Here is a 17,296-nt window from a genome sequence, read left to right on the forward strand (position 1 = left end):
CGGTGGTTCCTTCCGTACGTACCGCGGATGGCAAGGTCCCCGGGGACCTAGAAGAAGGGAGAGGCGGACCTGCCGCCGAGCAGCACGTTCCCGGTGAGCTGGAGGATGGAGCTCTGGGCCACCGCGTGCTGGTTCATGGTGTTGGCGTCGCGCAGCCAGCGGTCGAGCGGCGACCTCTTCCGGTAGACCGAGGCGCCGCCCACCAGGTCGAAGAGGCGGTGGACGATGCGGCGGGAGGTGCGGAAGGCGTGGTAGCGGGCGAGAGCCGTCTCGACGCGCTCGTCGGCGCCGCGTTCGGCACCCTGTTCCAGCGCGGTCCACTGGCGTTCGAGGGTCGTGTACACGGCGGAGCGGGCGGCCAGCAGTTCCATCTCCAGTTCGGCGATGGTCTCCTGCACCCGGTGGTCGCGCGGCCAGGGCAGTCCCGTCTCCCGGTCGACGCGGTCCGCGGCCAGCTCGCGGACGTGGTCGAGGGCGGCGCGGGCGAGTCCGAGAGGGATGCCGGCCATCTTCCGCAGGATCGCGTCGGGCGCGTCGTGCAGCGGGCCGCTGCGTACCGGCTCGGTGAAGGAGAAGGAGTGTTCGGCCGGCACGAAGAGTTGCTCGACCGCGTAGTCGATGGAGCCGGAGCCGGCGAGCCCGGTGGTGTACCAGGTGTCCAGGTGCTGGTACTTGTCGGGGGTGGCGAGCATCACCCGCCATTCGCCCTTCCCGGTCGCCTCGTCGGTGACCGGTTCGCCTCCTTCGTGGACGACGCAGCCGGCGGCGAGCATGTCGCAGTGGGTGGCGCCGGAACCGAACCGCCACCGCCCGGAGACCAGGTAGCCGCCGTCGACCCGTTCGGCCGTGCCCTGCGGGTAGATCCAGCCCGACTGGGCGAGGTCCAGCACGGGGTAGAGCTTGCGGGCGGCGTCCTGGTCGATGAACCCGGAGTAGATCCCGGAGTCCATGCCGATCATGGAGCACCATCCGGCGGAGACGTCCCCGTAGGAAATGGTCTCGATCAGCCGGGTCTGCTCGATGGACGTCAGCTCGGGACCGTCCCAGGCCCGGGGCATCGCGGCCCGGAACACGCCCGTGTTGCGCAGGAGTTCGACGATGTCCCCGGGCAGCCGCCGGTGCTCCTCGATCCGGGCGGAACTCTCCCTGAGGTGGGGCTGGATCTCCTCGGCCCGTCGGATGATGTCGTCCGCGGTGTTGGGTACCGCTGTGGTGATCATGATTGGTCCCGTCTATGCGTAGCGCCCGGGGGCGATGACGTGGTGGGGGTCGACGACTTCGCGCAGGCGGCGGCTGAGGGCGAGGGCGGCCGGGTCGAGCAGGCGCTCGGTCCACCGCGCGTGGTCGATGTCGAGGCGGTAGGGCAGGTAGCCGGCCGAGATGAAGAGTTCGTGGAGCAGATCGAGCGCGGTGTGGGCGCGGACGGTCTCCTCGTGTGTCCGCGCGAACCTGAGCGAGACGACGAGGTCGATGACGTCGGGGTCGAGCGCGTTCACGGTGGCTCCGGGCCGGATGCCGGTCTCGGCGTGGACGCGGTCGAGCAGGCCCAGGGCGGCGGTGACGTGCTCCCCGCTGTAGGGGACCAGCGGGAGGAAGAAGAGCCAGCCGCCGCCGTCCTGGTCGACCCGCGCCGCGTGCTGTCCGACCGCCGAGCGGAGCATCTCCTCGTGGTGGGCCACGCTGCCCGCGTAGCCGTGCTGGACGACGCGGGAGACGACGTCGTCCTCGGCCGGCGGCTCCTTGTCGGAGCGCGCGACACTCGTGAACAGTCCTGACGCCTCGGCCAGTTCGAAAACCCCCTCGGTCAGCGCGTCGACGACGGTGGCGGTGCCGCCGAGGGAGAGGTGCGCCAGGTAGCCGCCTCGGCCGCTGTCGGTCCCGTAGGAGGTGGCGGAGGTGGTGTCGTAGATCTTCAGTACGCCGTGGACGAGCCCCTGCGCGTGCCAGCGGCGCAGTTCGTCGACGGCGGGGCCGAGGTGGTCGTGGCCGAAGGTGAGGCGGACGACGCGCTGGACCTCGGGGCGGGGCAGCAGCCGTACGACACCCGCGGTGACGATGCCCAGGGACGACTGGGTGAACAGGTGGAGCAGCGAGGGCCCGAGGCCGTGGGGATTGGGCGCGGTGGCCGTGTCCCGGCGCGGCCACCAGCCGACGTGGAGGAGTTCACCGTCCGGCAGTACGACTTCCAGACCTGCCAGGTCGGCGGTGCGCTGTCTGCGCAGGCCGACGCCGCGGTCGAGGGCGTTGCCGAGGACGCTGGTGTGTCCGGAGGAGGCGGTGACGTTGAGCATGCGTGGGCTGCCCGCCAGCCGGGACGACAGGTGGAGTTGGGTGACACCGGGTTCGATGACGGCCCATCCGTGGTCGGTGTCGAGGTCCCGGATCCGGTCGAGGTCGTCGAGTTCGACCCGGACCGTGCCGTGGTCGGCGGCTTCGCGGGAGCCGAGCCCCCAGTTCCTGCCGGTGGAGACGGCATGCAGCGGCGGCGCGTCGGGGTGGGCGAAGGCGCGCACGATGCCGGGGACCTGGTCGGCCCGGGCGGGGCGGATGACGGCCGCAACCCGCCGGGGCTCGAACATGGACACGTTCACCCCCGGCTGGTCCGGGCGCAGGATGCGTGCGCTGTCCTCGCCTAAGAGGCGTGCGGACTCCCGCAGCGCCGTCGCCAGCGCGTTTTCGGGCATGTGAGGACTTCCTCCTCGGACAGTGGATGCGGGCGCGAGCCGGGGCCGGGTCAGGGCCTCGTGGGTGCCGCGCCGTTCAGGTAGACGTGCTCGACGGGTGTGTTCCGTTCCCGGTGGACGAAGGCCATCAGCCTGATCACCCGCGGCATCTCCCCGTCCCAGCGCGGCTCCGCCACGCACAGGCACGGCACGTCGAGCACGCCTTTTTCGCCCAGGGCGAGGGGTGGGATATTCGCCGTCAGATCCGGGGTCATCGTGAAGATCAGAGCCTCGACGTCGGACGGCTCCAGGGTGTTTTGCCGCAGCACCGCTTCGACGAGGGTGACGGTGGCGTGCGCGATATCGGCAGGTGAATTCTTGGCGACACCGATGGCACCGCGAATTGCACGCGAGAGGATGTGATTCACGCCGTGGCCATGCGGCCTTGATGAAACAGCAACGTGCCTTGCGTGGTTTCGCCGGGATAAGTGGCGGTGACACGACCGAGGAACAAACAGTGGTCTGCTTCGCGGTGCACGGTGGTCACGGCACAGTGCAGGCTGGCGATCGCCCCGTCGAGAATGAGATGCCCGTGGCGGTTCGCCGTGAAGTGCGGGGCCAGATCCCTGCCGGTGGGCTTGTTCTTGGCGGCGAAGACAGCCGCGAGGTCGGCCTGCCGGCCGGAGAGGAAGCTCAGACAGAACTCCCGTGTGGCGAACGCCACTGTGTGCGCTCGCGAATTCACCTGCAACGACACCAGAACCGTCGGAGGGTCCAGGGTGACGGAGGTGAGCGAGTTGATGGTCGTCGCTACGGCCGCTTCGTCGCGACCTGTGGAGAGCACGGCCACTCCCGTGGGGAACAGCCGCATGACAGAACGTAAGTCGGGTTCGGCGGGGGCGCGACTAGGCGCAATCCCAGGCATCCTTAACGTTCCTTCCTGTACCGAGGACCCAAATGCTTGGAGTTCGACCAGCGTGACGGCAAGTCCCGGTCTCCCGAGTGATCAAGAAATGTGCCGTCATTTTTTTGAAACAATCAGTCCACTAATGCCGAACCTATCAGACCCGAAGCATGGGCACCACCCCCTATTTTCTCCCCCTAGTCTCCAACTCCGAGGCTGTTAGCATCACTTGAGTGAACAGCAACCACGTAGATCGTCGAGAACTCCTCATCCGTTCCGCAGCGGTTGCCGCGGGCGTCACGACCGCCGCGACCGCGGGCGTCGTGGCTGCCTCGGGCGAAGCCCGGGCAACCCCCTCGTTCCCTGCCGCGGGCCCCGTGATCACGCCCGGCGACCCCCGTTACCCGGCCCTGATCAAGGGCTCCAACCAGCGCTTTCTCGGCAGCCCGGAAGCCATCAAGATGATCCGCTCCGCGGCCGACGCCAGAGACGCCCTGTCCCACGCGGTGCGCTCCGGCAAGCGAATATCCGTTCGCTCCGGTGGGCATTGCCTGGAGAACTTCACCTACAACCCCGAAGTCCAGATCGTCCTCGACTTCTCCGAAATGAACCACGTCGACTACGACGTGCGCATGCGGGCATTCTCTGTCGAGCCCGGGGCCCAGTTATCCAACGTCTACCAGGCCCTTTACAAGGGCTGGGGGGTAACGCTGCCGGGTGGAGTTTGCCATTCCGTGGGCGTCGGCGGACATGTCGCGGGCGGCGGCTACGGAATGCTCTCCCGGTCCCTCGGACTGGTCGTCGACCATCTCTACGCCGTGGAGATCACCACGGTCGACGCGCGCAAGGGTGTACGTACCATTGTCGCTACCCGGGAAGCGGACGATCCGCATCGGGACCTGTGGTGGGCGCACACCGGCGGCGGCGGAGGAAACTTCGGCCTTGTGACCAAATACTGGTTCCGCACCCCGGGTGCGAAGGGCAGCAATCCGTCGGACCAGCTCGTTTCCCCGCCCGGCACGGTGTTGGTCAGCGCGCTGCACTTCCCGTGGGACCAGATCACGGAAGACGGTTTCGTAAGGCTCCTTTTGAACTACGGGGCCTGGCACGAGGCCAACAAACACCCGGACTCCCCCTACCGGGACATCTGTTCTTTGTTCAACGTAAACTTCAAGCACCACGGGGGTCTGTCCCTCTACAGCCAGACGGACGCGACCGTCCCCGACGCCCGGGAGAAGCTCGACACGTATCTCGCGGCGCTCCAGAAGGACACCGGGATCACCCCGGTACCCATGACGAAGCCGTCCGGCGAACTCGCCGCGATGCCCGGCATTTTCGAGCCGACGGAGCTGCCCTGGCTGCGGGCGGTGCGCATGCTCGGAGCCTCCGACCCCACCGGGGCGAACCCCACGGCACGCATCGGCTTCAAGAACGGCTACTTCCGCGAGAACTTCACCGAGCACCAACTGCGCAGCGCCTTCAAGTTCCTCTCCCGTGACGACCTCACGAACGACGAGACCGCGCTGGTGCTGTTCTCCTTCGGCGGGAAGATCAACGAACTGGCCGCCGACGCCAGGGCCATTCCGCAACGGGACTCGGGCTTCAAGGCGATGTTCCAGTGCATCTGGTCCGACGAGCAGGACGACGCGCACTACCTGAAGTTCCTCCGCGACTGGTACGCGGACTTCTACGCCGAGACGAAGGGCGTCCCCGCGACCAATGGCGTGACCGACGGCTGCTACATCAACTATCCGGACGTCGACCTCACCAAGCCCGAGTTCAACACCTCGGGCATCCCCTGGACCGAGCTGTTCTACAAGGACAACTACGCCCGCCTCCAGCGGATCAAGGCGGCCTACGACCCGGCCAACGTGTTCCACCACTCGATGTCGATCGTCCCCAGGCGATGACTTCCGGCCGCTAGCACCACCAGGGGGCCGACCGTGCCCGGCCCCCGCTCCACTGCCCGGTTCCGGGCCGGCCCGGTGTTCCAGCGCGGGCCGGCCGCGGCGCACTGACCGTCGACGGTGCCACCGATTCGGCGTGCGGCACGCAGTGCCTCGCCAGGCCACCGGGTCCCGCTGGGCGGCCTACCAGGCCGCGGATCCGCCCCGCCCGCCAGGCCCTGACACCACGTCACGCACCCCTGTCGCCGCGCGACGACGGGCCTGACTCGACGGTCAGGCAGAGGACGGGATGCCCAACTCGCTGAGCAGACCGCGCACCTGTCGCTCCACGGCGTCCCGGATTGGCCGGACGGCCTCGACACCCAGCCCGGCCGGGTCGTCCAACTGCCAGTCGAGGTACCGCTTCCCGGAGAAGACCGGGCAGGCGTCCCCGCAGCCCATGGTGATCACCACGTCCGAGGACCGCACCGCATCCGTGGTCAGGACCTTCGGGGTCTCGGCGGAGATGTCGATGCCGACCTCCTGCATCGCCTCCACGACCGCCGGGTTGACGGAGCCGGCGGGCGCGGAGCCCGCCGAGCGGACCTCGACCAGGCCGCCGGCGAGGTGGGTGAGCCGGGCGGCGGCCATCTGCGAGCGGCCTGCGTTGTGGACACAGACGAACAGCACCGATGGCTTCATGGCAGGGGAGTCAGACACGGACGGATCCCTTCTGGCCCGCGGACCGTCCGGCTGCCCGGACGGAGTCGGCGGGGAAGAACCTGCCGGTGGCGAGGGCGACGTGGACGAGGCCGATCAGGACCGGTACCTCGATGAGCGGGCCCACGACCCCGGCGAGGGCCTGGCCGGAAGCGGCGCCGAAGGTGGCGATGGCGACGGCGATGGCGAGTTCGAAGTTGTTGCCCGCCGCGGTGAACGCCAGCGTCGTCGCGCGGGGGTGTCCCAGCCCGACGGCCCGGCCCAGCGCCATGGACCCCGTCCACATGAGGGCGAAGTACACCAGCAGGGGCAGTGCGATGCGGATGACGTCGAGCGGCCGGGAAGTGATGGCGTCGCCTTGGAGCGCGAAGAGCAGCACGATGGTGAACAACAGTCCGTAGAGGGCGAACGGACTGATGCGCGGGACGAGTTTCGTCTCGTACCAGGTGCGGCCCCTGGCCTTCTCGCCGAGGCGGCGCGTGAGGAACCCGGCGGCGAGCGGGATACCGAGGAAGATCAGCACCGAGCGGCTGATCTCCCCTACGGAGACGTCCAGCACGGTCTGGTCAAGGCCGAGCCACCCGGGCAGGACGGAGAGATAGAACCAACCGAGGAAGCCGAACGCGAGGACCTGGAAGACACTGTTGAGGGCGACCAGCACGGCGGCGGCCTCGCGGTCGCCGCAGGCCAGGTCGTTCCAGATGATGACCATCGCCATGCAGCGGGCCAGGCCCACGACGATCAGACCTGTGCGGTAGGCGGGCAGTTCCGGCGGGAAGATCGAGGCGAGGGCGAACATCAGGGCTGGGCCGACGACCCAGTTCAGCAGGAGCGAAGGCAGCAGCAGACGCCGGTCCTTGGTGATGGTGCCGAGGCGGTCGTAACGGACCTTGGCCAGCACCGGATACATCATCACGAGCAGGCCGAGCGCGATCGGCAGCGAGACGCCGGCGACCGTGAATGTCGCGAGTGCGTCTCCCGGCCCGGGGGCCAGACGGCCCAGGCCGAGACCGGCGGCCATCGCGGCAAGGATCCATACTGCCAGGTAGCGATCGACGAACGACAGCCTGCCCGCGACCGGCCCGGCCTCCGGGACGGCCGCCACGTTCACGAAGCGGCTCCGGTGGCGTCGGCTGTCTCAGCGGGGCGGGTCAGAACGGCCGCGAGGCGGTCGGTGGTCTCGGGGACGAGTCGGTAGTACACCCAAGTGCCGCGCCGCTCGGAGTCGATGAGCCCGGCCTGCTTCAGCAGCTTCAGATGGTGGGAGATCGTCGGCTGCGACAGATCGAAGGCCGGGGGCAGGTCGCACACGCAGATCTCCCCGCCGGACCGCGACGCGATCATCGACAGCAACCGGATCCGCACCGGATCACCCAGGGCCTTGAACACCCTGGCGAGTTCGACGGCCTGTTCCTCGTCCATGGGCGCGGCAAGAAGCGTCGGGCAGCACCCGCCGTCATCCTGGCCGAGCACCGTCAACCCTTGTTTCGACGTACTTCTATATTGACGGCAATCGATGCAGAATGCAAGGCTGGGCGCTGGATCGAGAACCACCTGCGCGAGACCGTCCGTCAGCGGTACGCGGCATCCGCCCTCCAGGTCATCGAGGGTGGGAGCGGGTGCTGCGGTCCGGCGCCGGTCGAAGTCGACGAGGTCTTCGGCAGCGCCCTCTACGCTGCCGATGAGCGCGACGTCCTCCCGGCCGCTGCTGTCGCCGCTTCCCTCGGCTGCGGCAACCCCACCGCGGTCGCCGACCTGCGCGAGGGGGAGCGCGTCCTGGACCTCGGCTCCGGCGGCGGCATCGACGTGCTCCTGTCCGCGCGCCGCGTCGGACCGGCCGGCAAGGCATACGGCCTGGACATGACCGAGGAGATGCTCGCCCTGGCCCTGGCCAACGCGGCGAAGGCGGGCGCCACGAACGTGGAGTTCCTCAGGGGCACCATCGAAGCCGTCCCACTCTCCGCGAACACGATCGACGTGGTGATCTTCAACTGCGTGATCAATCTGTCCGTCGACAAGCATGCGGTGTTCGCCGAGATCTTCCGTGTACTCACGCCCGGCGGCCGCATCGGCGTCTCGGACGTCGTCGCCGACGACACCCTCACCGCCGCACAGCGGGCCGAGCGCGGCGACTACGTCGGCTGCATCGCCGGCGCGCTCTCCTTCGCCGAATACCGCGCGGGGCTGACGGACGCCGGGTTCACCGATGTCGAGATCGCCCCGACCCACGCGGTCGCCAATGGAATGCACTCCGCGATCGTGCGTGCCGCGAAGCCGTCGACCGCGGTGAGCGCCGGCGTTCCGGCTGAGCACACCACGAGGCCCTGACTCCACCGGCAGGGGGTTCCGCCGCCCAGTTCGGAGGAGGCGCACCCAAGCGGATTGAGTGCACCGGCATGACAACTGTCATCCCCAGGACATGCGCCGAGGCACTGCAGGGTCGGCTGCCGATCCTCGTAGAATCCACAACATGTTCAAATCCCGCAAGGCAGGGCGGAACGAATCCTGGGAAGGTGTCGTGACCGACAAGTCCCGGGGCATGCTCGACGGCTCGAACCTGTACCACTTCATCGAAGTCCGCCTCGCCGACGGACAGTCCACGAAGGTCCGGATCGGCGGCCGGCTCTGGAAGTCGATTGCGGTCGGTGACCGAATCGTCAAGCAGCCGGGCGCCGATCCGGTCAAGGGATAGCCCCACCACTCGGCACATCTTCACCGGGGCGGCCAACTGCCGTGTCCGCACGCGTTGTTCGTGGTAGTTCGTTGATTGCCGCCACGAGGCCAGTCGTCTCGTAGTGGCGGACCGGGAGCCTGCGGCATGGCTGTCCCATTCGACGGCGCTGCCGCTGGCGGTAACGGAACGTTTCACATATACGACCCCACGACCCAGGCAATGGGCTTGCCATGTTCTGTTGAGCTGCCCTGACCTCCCCGAGCAGCTCAACAGATCATGGAAACCGAAACCGGTCCGGCCTCGTCGTGCGGCGCCAGCGCTGCGGTGGGCTCACCGAGCTGACGCGATGTCCTTCTGCCCCGTGGCGAGCGCGAACTCGCGGAGCGTGCCTGGAGTTCCCGTCCACTCGGCGGCCGTGATGAGATTGCCGTCCATGACGGTGTCAACCAGATTGGTCGGTTCCCAGGTCGCCCCCGCGGACTCCGCCTGAGGCCGGCAGCAGGGGTGGCCGGTGCATGTGCGGCCGGACAATACACCGGCCGTGGCGAGGATCTGAATCCCATGGCAGATCGACGCGACCGGCTTGTCGTGATCGAAGAAGTGTCGGACCCACTCAAGGATGTGCGCGTCCATTTGAAGGGTTTCCGGTGACCGGCCCCCAGGGCAGATCAGGCCGGCGTAGGAAGCCGGATCGACATCGTCGAAATCCTTCGTGACCAGGACCGCGTGTCCGACCCGTTCGCTCACCGCCTGGAACTGGCGGACTTGGCCGTCGAAAATTCCCAGGGTGTTCTGGAACACGGCGCCTTGAGCGCCATCGATGCCGGACCGGTCGAAGTCGTGGACACAGGACAGCACGAGGTCGCCCGCACGCCGTCCCGGACTGACCACATCCACTTCGATCCTCATGGTCTCCAGCGCCTGGATGGGGATCATGGCCTCATAGTCCTCGACCCAATCTCCCACCAGGGCAAGTGTTTTCACGCCGCTCGGCACGAACTTTGGCATCAACTCCATGACATGTACCTTTCTTGAACTTAGCGGTACCCGAACCCCCGGGAACCAGGTTCGTGGTGGCCATTTCTTCGGTGGCGGCATCCATGGTCGGAGCCGCCTGTGACTAAGCTCTACGACAGTGAGAACGACCGTTCTCAAGCTGACTCCCACTCCAGGAGAACGATGGTTCTCAAGCAAGGGGAGGGGCTGTGGGCGCCAGTGGAAGCGCGCGAACGACCGCGGCTCCACAGTTCAGTCATCGGGCCGATTCACATCGCCGCGGCCGACGTTCTCGCCCGGTCGGTAGCCGGGGGCGTCGAAGGTCCTGCCGGTTCCTTGTGGCTCGTCGCGTGTTCCGCCGTGGACGCGAGGCCACATGGACCGGCGTGCACCGACCCCCGGGCGTCCGTCGTACGAGTTACTCGCCTGTGGTGTCGCGGGTGCGCTGGTAGTGGCGCCTTGCTTTCATGCGATTGCCGCAGACTGCCATCGAGCACCAGCGGGCCTTATTCGTCTTGCTGCGGTCGATGAGGAACAGGCGGCATTCCTCATTGGCGCACGGCCGTAGTCGGCCGGGCGTCGTCTGCTGCACCGCGCTCCAGGCCATGACCGCCTCTATCGCCATCCGGCGCTCCGCGGGGGCATCCAGTTCCCACGACACCCCCGTGGGTGAGAGGTATGGGCGGGAGGTGACATCTTTCAGGAGGGGGGCCAGTGATGTGGCGGGTCGGCTTCCGCGTATCACGTCCTGGAGGGCGGTGCGTGCTTGCATGAGATGGCGGAGTTCGGCAGGGGTTCCGGTGCCGCCGTGGGTCTGTTGCCAGGACCTGGCCGCTTTTGGATCTGCCAGCTGATCCTGGACGACGCCGTTGATCACGGGCGTGCTGTTGAGGAGTTCAAGCAGCGTGTCCTGTCGTTCCTGGCCGCTCACCCTCGCACCTCCTAACCGATTCGCCTCGCCTGGCAGGTTACATCAGCCGCCTCTCCCTGGGCACGTGTAGCTCATGTCTAACCAGTAAATCCGTCTTGACTGGATAGATTGCGTGTGCTCGACTGGATGTATAACCACCAAAGAGTGAGAAGGAGGTTAGGGGCATGGTCCACGCAGTCCATCACCGCACCGCCACTGTCAACGGTCTTGAGGTCTTCTACCGGGAGGCCGGCGATCCGAAAGCGCCCGCTGTGGTTCTTCTCCACGGCTTCCCGACCAGCTCACACATGTTCCGCCACCTGATCCCGGCGCTTGCCGACAGTTACCATGTGATCGCTCCCGACCACATTGGATTCGGCCAGTCGGCGATGCCCGCTCCGGAGGACTTTCCGTACACCTTCGACGCCCTCACTGAGGTCACCTCCGGCCTGCTGAAGAAGCTGGGCATCGGCCGGTTCGCCGTGTACGTGCAGGACTACGGCGCCCCCATCGGCTGGCGGCTGGCCCTTCAGGCACCGGACCGCATCACCGCGATCATCAGCCAGAACGGCAACGCCTATGAAGAGGGCTTCGTCAAACCTTTCTGGGACGGTGTCTTCGCGTACGCCAAGTCACCGGGACCGGACACCGAAGCCCCGCTGCGCGCCGCCCTGACGCCCGAGATCACGCGCTGGCAGTACGTGAACGGCGTCGCCGACCCCAGCCTGGTCAGCCCGGACAACTGGGTTCACGACCAGGCGCTGCTGGATCGCCCCGGCAACGCCGAGATCCAGCTCAGCCTGTTCCGCGACTACGTCACCAACGTGGACCTCTATCCGCAGGTCCACCAGTACTTCCGTGACTCCCAGGTGCCGCTGCTGGCGGTCTGGGGGGCGGGCGACGAGATCTTCGGCCCCGACGGAGCGACGGCGTTCGGCCAGGACCTGCCGGCTGCCGAGATCCACCTGCTCGAGTCGGGGCACTTCGCCCTGGAAAGCCACCTTGAGACCATCACCGAGTACATCCGCGACTTCCTCGCCCGTGTCACCGCCGGACGTTCGGGACGTCGGACGGTCGTCGGCCGAGAAGTCTGAGGCGGCATGGGCGCCCCTGAGCTGGGCTTCCTGTATGCACCGCCGCCCCGCCCTGGGATGATCACGCCCCGGGGCAGGGCGGCGGTGATCGGCGGTCGCTCGCGGTCGGGGCGGGGCGCCGGCCGCTCCAGTGCGGTTGTCCGCTCGGGTTGTGTCAGACGGCCCCGGGGGAGAGGCCGACGGGCACGCGGCCCTGGTTGCCCGGACGTGACCGTGCTCCTGGCCGGCCGATGGTTGGGGGTTTCACAGTCCGAGGTCGGAGAGGCCCGGGTGGTCGTCGGGGCGGCGGCCCAGCGGCCAGTGGAACTTGCGGTCTTCCTCGGCGATGGGCATTTCGTTGATGCTCGCGTGGCGTGCGCGCATGAGGCCGTTGTCCTCGAACTCCCAGTTCTCGTTGGCGTAGGTGCGGAACCACTGGCCGGAGTCGTCGTGGTACTCGTAGGCGAACCGCACCGCGATACGGTTCCCGTCGAACGCCCACAGTTCCTTGATGAGGCGGTAGTCCAGTTCCCGGTTCCACTTGCGGGTCAGGAACTTCACGATCTCGTCGCGGCCGGTGACGAAATCCACGCGGTTGCGCCAGCGTGAGTCGGGGGTGTAGGCCAGGACGACCTTTTCGGGGTCGCGGCTGTTCCAGCCGTCTTCGGCCTGACGGACCTTGGTGATCGCCGTTTCCCGGGTGAACGGCGGGAACGGGGGACGCTGCTCGGACATGACACCCTCCTCAGGGAAGCTGTGCGACGGTGAGAACGAACGTTCTCGCGATGTCTCCTACACTAGGAGAACGATGGTTCTCATGCAAGGGGTAGAAATCTTGGACACCGATCTGATTCGTGAGCGCATCCTGGACGCCGCGGAAGACCTCTTCTACGCCCGAGGCATCCAGGCGGTCCCCCTGGACGTGATCCGTGACGCCTCGGGCGTCACGCTGCGGCGTCTCTATCAGACGTTCCCTTCCAAGGGCGACCTCGTTGCGGCCTACCTGGCCCGCCGGGACACCCGCTGGCTCCAAAGCCTCACGACTCATGTCGACACGGCCGCGGAAGCTCCACAGGAGCGGCTGCTCGCCGTCTTCGACTGGTTGGAGAGTTGGTTCTCCGAGCCAGACTTCCACGGGTGCGCCTTCGTCAATTCCTTCGGCGAGTTGGGCGGCACATCACCCCAGGTCGCTGCCGCGGCCCGCCATCACAAGGACCTCTTCCACGCCTACTTGCGGGAACTCGCGGCGGCTGCGGGAGCGGCAGCGGACACCGGTACCCAGATCGCCCTGCTGGCCGAGGGAGCCATGACCACCGCCGCGATCTCCGGCACACCCGCGTCGGCCCGCCAGGCCAAGCAGGCGGCGCAGCTTCTGCTGGCGCTCGGCACTCGCCCTGCCTCCCTGCCGTAGCCGCAAGCCGTGGGCGCCGTCGCGGTGCGGGAGGCTGACGGGGCGGGACGGCCGGCGCGGCCAGTCCTGCGCTCCCGCTCCCGGTGCGGCGCACGTTCCCGCCGCCGGCACACCAGCGCACGCGCCGAGCCGAACCCCTCGCCCGGCCCACCCCGCCCGGCGGGCCGTCCGTGCTACGCCATGACCAGGCAGGAGAGGAAGGACAGATCCCCACATGGTCATCAACGTGACTCCGCCGGAGCGGCTGGGGCAGACGCGTCTTGCGGGTGGCCGCCGACTCGGGTGGGCGGAGTGGGGGTCGCCTTCAGGCACGCCTGTCCTGCTGTGCTCCGGATCGGCGACGAGTCGATGGCTCGGACTTCCGGTCGATGCGATCAGCGGACTCGGCGTCCGGCTGATCACTGTCGACCGCCCAGGGCTGGGTGCGTCCAGCGCGGCCGACGGGTGGACCCTGCACGACTGGGCGCTCGTCGTGGAGGAGTTCGCCCAGGCACGGGCATTGGCGGGGATGGCGGCCGTCGGCTTCTCGGTGGGTGCGCCTTTCGCGCTGGCATGTGCGGCCGAGCGGGTGGTCACCGGCGTCTCGTTGGTCTCGGCCACGGACGAGCTGGCCTGTCCTGCACTGGCGCCCGTGCTTGAGCCGGAGATCGCCATGCTGGTGAAACAAACGGCGGCCAACGCCTCGGGTCTGGAACTCCTCCTCGCGGGCGCGGCCGACGCCGACGCTCTCCGGGAAGCTGTCGTCGGCCCGAGCCACGGCGCCGACCGGCGCGTGTACGCCGACCCGGCGTTCGATCGGAGCTACCGGCGGGCACTCGCGGACGGCTTCGCGCAGGGCGGCGCCGGGTACGCGCGGGAGACGGTGCTCGCCCTGAGCCGCTGGCCGTTCGACCCGTCAGCGATCCGGGTCCCGGTCGATCTCTGGTACGGGGAGCAGGACGTGAATCCTTTGCATTCCCCGGACCTCGGAACGTTCCTTACCCAGCGCATGCCCACGGCGCGGCGCTTCGTCGTACCGAACGCGGGCAGCGCACTGCTGTGGACGCACACGGAGACCGTCCTGCGTTCGCTGCTGCACCGCATCGCCCCGCGCTAGACATCCGTACCGTCCGAGCCGATGGTGATGGTCGGCCCGACCTACTGCACAAGACGCGGCTGACGTGGGCTTCTTCGGCTCCGGGCATGGTCTTCCCGCGGTCGGGGGTGCCCGTACGCCGTCGAGCGGCGCACGCCGAACGGGTCGGTGATCTGCTGGACCGGCTGCTTCCGGCTGCTTCCTGCTTCTTCCGGTCGTCCCGGAGACGGTGGGTCGGTGTGGCCAGCGCTGGGGAGCACTTCGGCCCGTGCCTGCTGGGCGTTGGGCGGGCGAGGGTGTGTTCAGGAGGCCGGGGTGTATCCGCGGGTGCGGACGAGGCCGTGGGCGAGGTGTGTGAAGGCGCGGGTGGCGGCGCTTCGGTGGGCGTCGATGCGGTGGAGGAGGATGACGGTGCGGGTGGGGAAGGCGGGGTCGAGCGGGATGGGGGTGAGGCGGGGGTGGCCGTCGGTGATGGCGTCGGGGAGGACGGTGGCGAGTGGGGTGCGTTGGACGACTTCGGTGAGGGCCTGGATGGAGTTGGCCTCGACGGCAATGCGTGGGCTGACGCGGTGTTGCCGGAGATAGGCGTCGATGTGGCCGCGAGTGGCGAAATCACCGCTGAGCAGGGCCAGTTGTCGAGTGGCGAGCTCTAGCGCGGGCAGCGGGCCGGGCCGGTCGGTGGTGGCGTGGTTGGTGCCGGTGACCAGGGCGAGGGTCTCGGTGAACAGGGCTGTGGAGGGTGCGGGCCGCCGCTCATGGTCGGCGGGGGCCTTCAGCGTGCGTTGGGTCGGTCGGTCAGGGGCGGGTTGTCGGGGCGGTCCCCCAGTAGTCGGGCCACCACAGTCGTCCGTCCGCCACACGTACGAATCCAGGGGGTCCGCCGCGGTGGGATGCGTCGTTGCCGCGGCTGGGGTGGGCGGTGCCGATCAGGAAGGTGTCGGACCGGCGGATCAGGCCGATGTCGCTCGTGTCGAGGGCGTCGCCGAGCCGGACCGGCCCCGCGCAGGGGGTGGCCGTGGCCGTGGCGCGCAGATGCCGGCTTCGGATGTATTGGGGCAGTTGCCGTACGCCTGCTTCACGTCGACATCGAGCCCGTCGCTTCCGGTGGCCGACAGGGTGCCGTTGATCCGCAGGCGTCTTCGGATGGCGAAATCGATCACGATCAACCCGACCTGCTGGGGCGCCGACAGGTGATGCAGCGGATCGTTTTCGACGGGCACCGCCCGTATGTCGAGACCGGCCGGAGAGGTGACCTGGAGGAACCCGGGCGGGCCGGTGAGGGGAGAGACCCACAGGGTGCCGTGCAGGTCGCGAGCGGTGAGCGCGGCGAAGGTCTGCTCGGCCAGGAACCGTGCCACGCCACCGCGCAGCTGGGCGGGCGCCAGCATGCCCGAAAGCCGGGCCGCTTCCCTGGCTACGCCCGCTCGGCGCTGCACGGTCAGTTCGCCCCCGTGGAAGCCCGCGGGAGTGGGACGTGCCGGGTCGGTCATCGTTTTTCCTTCCGCACGTCGCCGGTCGTGTCACCGTCGGGCGGTGGCGGTGGGGCCGCCGGCCTGGCCCTGGTCCGCTTGGGCCGGGCCGGCGGGGTGGGCGCGGGTCAGACCGTGGTGCGGGGGGTGACCACGGGCCAGTCGTTGTCGACCTTGGCGAGGATGTTGAAGTAGTTGGTGAGGACGTTCAGGGCCAGGTGGCCGACGACCTCGCCGATCTCGGCGTCGGTGGCACCCGCGTCGCGCGCGGCCTGCAGGTCGGCTTCGTCGACCTGGCCGTGACGGCGGGCCACGGCGTCGGAAAGGGTCAGCAGCGCCTGGGTGTGAGGGTCCGAAGCCTTGGCGTCCCGGGCCGCCTCCAGCTCGTCGGCGTCGACCTTGGCGAGGTTCGCGCCGATGTAGGTGTGGGCCGACAGACAGTACTCGCAGCCGTTGTACTCGGCGGTGGCGACCGCGAGACGCTCACGGACACCGGCAGGCAGCACGCCGCCGGCGAGCGCGCCGGAGAAGGCCAGATAGCCCTTGAGCAGCGCGGGGCTGTTGGCCATCGCCTTGGTCATGTTCGGCGTGAGGCCCAGCGTCTTCTGTACGTCGGCCAGCAGTTCGGCGGCCTTGCCGGTCGCGGTGGCGGGCTCTACGAGGGCGAAACCGGTCATCAGGGCAGCACTCCTTAGCTCGATTTCTAATGTCTAACGGTGAAAGTAACCGTTAGAATCGCCATGGCGCGTACTGCTGCACAAGTCAACGGAAGGGGAGACCTCTAACCGTCAGAAGTGCGGTAGCCTCGACGGCATGGACACGAACGCCATCCTGTTGGGCGAGCCGCTCCCGGTGGAGCTGATGAACACCATCTGGGCCGACCGGAGCGGCGTGCACGACGCGCTGCGCGATCCTGACGGCATCCGGGCGTGGCTGCTCGCCGTCTCTCCCCGGATGGACCTGCTGGTCCGACGCGATCTCGAAGCCCTCTCCGGGTCCGACCTCGACCGTCTCGGAAGCCGCCTGACCGGCCTGCGTGACGCACTGCGCCGGCTCGCCGCGGAGGCCACCGGGGACCCCCGCCCATCAGCCGCGTCCGACACCCGCGAACTCGATGAAGCCGTGGCCGTGCTCAACCGGGCGGCCGGCGACACATCAAGCTGGTCGGCTCTGTCCTGGACACCCGGCCAGGAACCCTCACGTCACGCCTGCACCGGCGGGCAGACGACATCGGCTGCCGTCTCCGCCATCGCCGAGGAATCCATCACGATGTTCAGCCAGGACACCCGGCACGAACTGCGCGCCTGCCTGGCGCCGGGATGCGTCTTGTACTTCCTCAAGAATCATCCACGCAGGGAGTGGTGCTCTGCGGGCTGCGGCAACCGCGCCCGTTCCGCCCGCCACTACCAGCGCCACCGCCGGACCACCGTCTGACTTTTCTGTTCTTCGTCGTCGCGGTACCGCCGTCGGCCACCGGCTCGGACGACCAGCCAGTGGGCGGATACCGAGCGGAGC

19 protein-coding genes and 1 pseudogene are annotated in these 17,296 nt (G+C 68.3%); 7 read left to right on the top strand and 13 right to left on the bottom strand.

Annotation, left to right across the window (positions count from 1 at the left end):
• Positions 1-47 precede the first annotated feature (47 nt).
• Genes ACFY2B_RS28255 through ACFY2B_RS28270 form a run of 4 tightly spaced genes read right to left on the bottom strand, consistent with a single transcriptional unit; the run spans position 48 to position 3,534 of the window.
• Positions 48-1,220, bottom strand: a complete 1,173-nt coding sequence (locus ACFY2B_RS28255; protein WP_390765878.1) for an acyl-CoA dehydrogenase family protein — start codon at positions 1,218-1,220, stop codon at positions 48-50.
• Between the two features lie 12 nt (positions 1,221-1,232).
• Positions 1,233-2,684, bottom strand: a complete 1,452-nt coding sequence (locus ACFY2B_RS28260; RefSeq protein WP_390765879.1) for an FAD-binding oxidoreductase — start codon at positions 2,682-2,684, stop codon at positions 1,233-1,235.
• A gap of 50 nt (positions 2,685-2,734) precedes the next feature.
• On the bottom strand, positions 2,735-3,091 hold the full coding sequence (gene aroH, locus ACFY2B_RS28265) for a chorismate mutase (protein ID WP_390765880.1): 357 nt from the start codon (positions 3,089-3,091) through the stop codon (positions 2,735-2,737).
• Positions 3,088-3,534, bottom strand: coding sequence for a flavin reductase family protein (locus tag ACFY2B_RS28270; RefSeq protein WP_390765881.1), 447 nt, complete (start codon positions 3,532-3,534; stop codon positions 3,088-3,090). The genes aroH and ACFY2B_RS28270 overlap by 4 nt, the downstream gene beginning before the upstream one ends.
• A 266-nt stretch (positions 3,535-3,800) precedes the next feature.
• Here ACFY2B_RS28270 and ACFY2B_RS28275 point away from each other — a divergent pair, with 266 nt between their 5' ends.
• Positions 3,801-5,477 (top strand): FAD-binding oxidoreductase, encoded by a 1,677-nt coding sequence (locus ACFY2B_RS28275; RefSeq protein WP_390765882.1) that lies wholly within the window; start codon positions 3,801-3,803, stop codon positions 5,475-5,477.
• A 270-nt stretch (positions 5,478-5,747) separates the two neighbouring features.
• Here ACFY2B_RS28275 and ACFY2B_RS28280 read toward each other — a convergent pair whose 3' ends face one another.
• The 3 genes from ACFY2B_RS28280 to ACFY2B_RS28290 are packed head-to-tail and all read right to left on the bottom strand — an operon-like array spanning position 5,748 to position 7,646.
• Positions 5,748-6,155: an arsenate reductase ArsC gene (locus ACFY2B_RS28280; RefSeq protein ID WP_390765938.1), complete on the bottom strand. Its 408-nt coding sequence runs from the start codon at positions 6,153-6,155 to the stop codon at positions 5,748-5,750.
• Positions 6,156-6,165: 10 nt separating this feature from the next.
• The gene (arsB, locus tag ACFY2B_RS28285) at positions 6,166-7,278 is read right to left on the bottom strand and encodes an ACR3 family arsenite efflux transporter (RefSeq protein WP_390765939.1); all 1,113 of its coding nucleotides are present in this window, start codon (positions 7,276-7,278) and stop codon (positions 6,166-6,168) included.
• A 2-nt stretch (positions 7,279-7,280) separates the two neighbouring features.
• On the bottom strand, positions 7,281-7,646 hold the full coding sequence (locus ACFY2B_RS28290) for an ArsR/SmtB family transcription factor (protein WP_390765883.1): 366 nt from the start codon (positions 7,644-7,646) through the stop codon (positions 7,281-7,283).
• Between the two features lie 30 nt (positions 7,647-7,676).
• Here ACFY2B_RS28290 and arsM point away from each other — a divergent pair, with 30 nt between their 5' ends.
• Positions 7,677-8,501, top strand: a complete 825-nt coding sequence (gene arsM, locus ACFY2B_RS28295) for an arsenite methyltransferase (protein ID WP_390765884.1) — start codon at positions 7,677-7,679, stop codon at positions 8,499-8,501.
• 142 nt (positions 8,502-8,643) lie between these two features.
• Positions 8,644-8,865: a hypothetical protein gene (locus ACFY2B_RS28300; RefSeq protein ID WP_390765885.1), complete on the top strand. Its 222-nt coding sequence runs from the start codon at positions 8,644-8,646 to the stop codon at positions 8,863-8,865.
• A 312-nt stretch (positions 8,866-9,177) separates the two neighbouring features.
• Here the strand turns inward: ACFY2B_RS28300 and ACFY2B_RS28305 are convergent, their stop codons facing one another.
• Both ACFY2B_RS28305 and ACFY2B_RS28310 read right to left on the bottom strand, forming a co-directional pair.
• Positions 9,178-9,864, bottom strand: a complete 687-nt coding sequence (locus ACFY2B_RS28305; protein WP_390765886.1) for a DJ-1/PfpI family protein — start codon at positions 9,862-9,864, stop codon at positions 9,178-9,180.
• 397 nt (positions 9,865-10,261) lie between these two features.
• Positions 10,262-10,774 carry a CGNR zinc finger domain-containing protein gene (locus ACFY2B_RS28310; protein WP_390765887.1) on the bottom strand — a complete coding sequence of 171 codons (513 nt, stop codon included), beginning with the start codon at positions 10,772-10,774 and terminating at the stop codon, positions 10,262-10,264.
• 164 nt (positions 10,775-10,938) lie between these two features.
• Here ACFY2B_RS28310 and ACFY2B_RS28315 point away from each other — a divergent pair, with 164 nt between their 5' ends.
• The gene (locus tag ACFY2B_RS28315) at positions 10,939-11,847 is read left to right on the top strand and encodes an alpha/beta fold hydrolase (RefSeq protein ID WP_390765888.1); all 909 of its coding nucleotides are present in this window, start codon (positions 10,939-10,941) and stop codon (positions 11,845-11,847) included.
• Positions 11,848-12,090: 243 nt separating this feature from the next.
• Here the strand turns inward: ACFY2B_RS28315 and ACFY2B_RS28320 are convergent, their stop codons facing one another.
• Positions 12,091-12,561 (bottom strand): DUF1348 family protein, encoded by a 471-nt coding sequence (locus tag ACFY2B_RS28320; RefSeq protein ID WP_390765889.1) that lies wholly within the window; start codon positions 12,559-12,561, stop codon positions 12,091-12,093.
• Between the two features lie 97 nt (positions 12,562-12,658).
• Between ACFY2B_RS28320 and ACFY2B_RS28325 the strand changes: the two genes are divergently transcribed.
• Together ACFY2B_RS28325 and ACFY2B_RS28330 are read left to right on the top strand one after the other, a co-directional pair.
• Entirely contained in the window at positions 12,659-13,237 is a 579-nt protein-coding gene (locus ACFY2B_RS28325; protein ID WP_390765940.1) for a TetR/AcrR family transcriptional regulator, read from the top strand.
• Positions 13,238-13,451: 214 nt separating this feature from the next.
• A complete protein-coding gene (locus ACFY2B_RS28330; RefSeq protein ID WP_390765890.1) occupies positions 13,452-14,333 on the top strand; it encodes an alpha/beta fold hydrolase in 882 nt (293 codons plus the stop codon).
• Between the two features lie 281 nt (positions 14,334-14,614).
• On the opposite strand, the pseudogene ACFY2B_RS28335 reads toward ACFY2B_RS28330, so the two are convergent.
• The 3 genes and pseudogenes from ACFY2B_RS28335 to ACFY2B_RS28345 all read right to left on the bottom strand — a co-directional run.
• Positions 14,615-15,049 (bottom strand): annotated as a pseudogene (locus ACFY2B_RS28335) (LysR substrate-binding domain-containing protein); the annotation flags it as partial.
• A 213-nt stretch (positions 15,050-15,262) separates the two neighbouring features.
• A complete protein-coding gene (locus tag ACFY2B_RS28340; RefSeq protein ID WP_390765891.1) occupies positions 15,263-15,802 on the bottom strand; it encodes a pyridoxamine 5'-phosphate oxidase family protein in 540 nt (179 codons plus the stop codon).
• Positions 15,803-15,909: 107 nt separating this feature from the next.
• Positions 15,910-16,458, bottom strand: a complete 549-nt coding sequence (locus ACFY2B_RS28345; RefSeq protein WP_390765892.1) for a carboxymuconolactone decarboxylase family protein — start codon at positions 16,456-16,458, stop codon at positions 15,910-15,912.
• A 136-nt stretch (positions 16,459-16,594) separates the two neighbouring features.
• Here ACFY2B_RS28345 and ACFY2B_RS28350 point away from each other — a divergent pair, with 136 nt between their 5' ends.
• Positions 16,595-17,215 (top strand): CGNR zinc finger domain-containing protein, encoded by a 621-nt coding sequence (locus tag ACFY2B_RS28350; RefSeq protein WP_390765893.1) that lies wholly within the window; start codon positions 16,595-16,597, stop codon positions 17,213-17,215.
• Positions 17,216-17,296 lie beyond the last annotated feature (81 nt).

This window comes from Streptomyces sp. NPDC001270 (assembly GCF_042896695.1).
Taxonomy (GTDB): domain Bacteria; phylum Actinomycetota; class Actinomycetes; order Streptomycetales; family Streptomycetaceae; genus Streptomyces.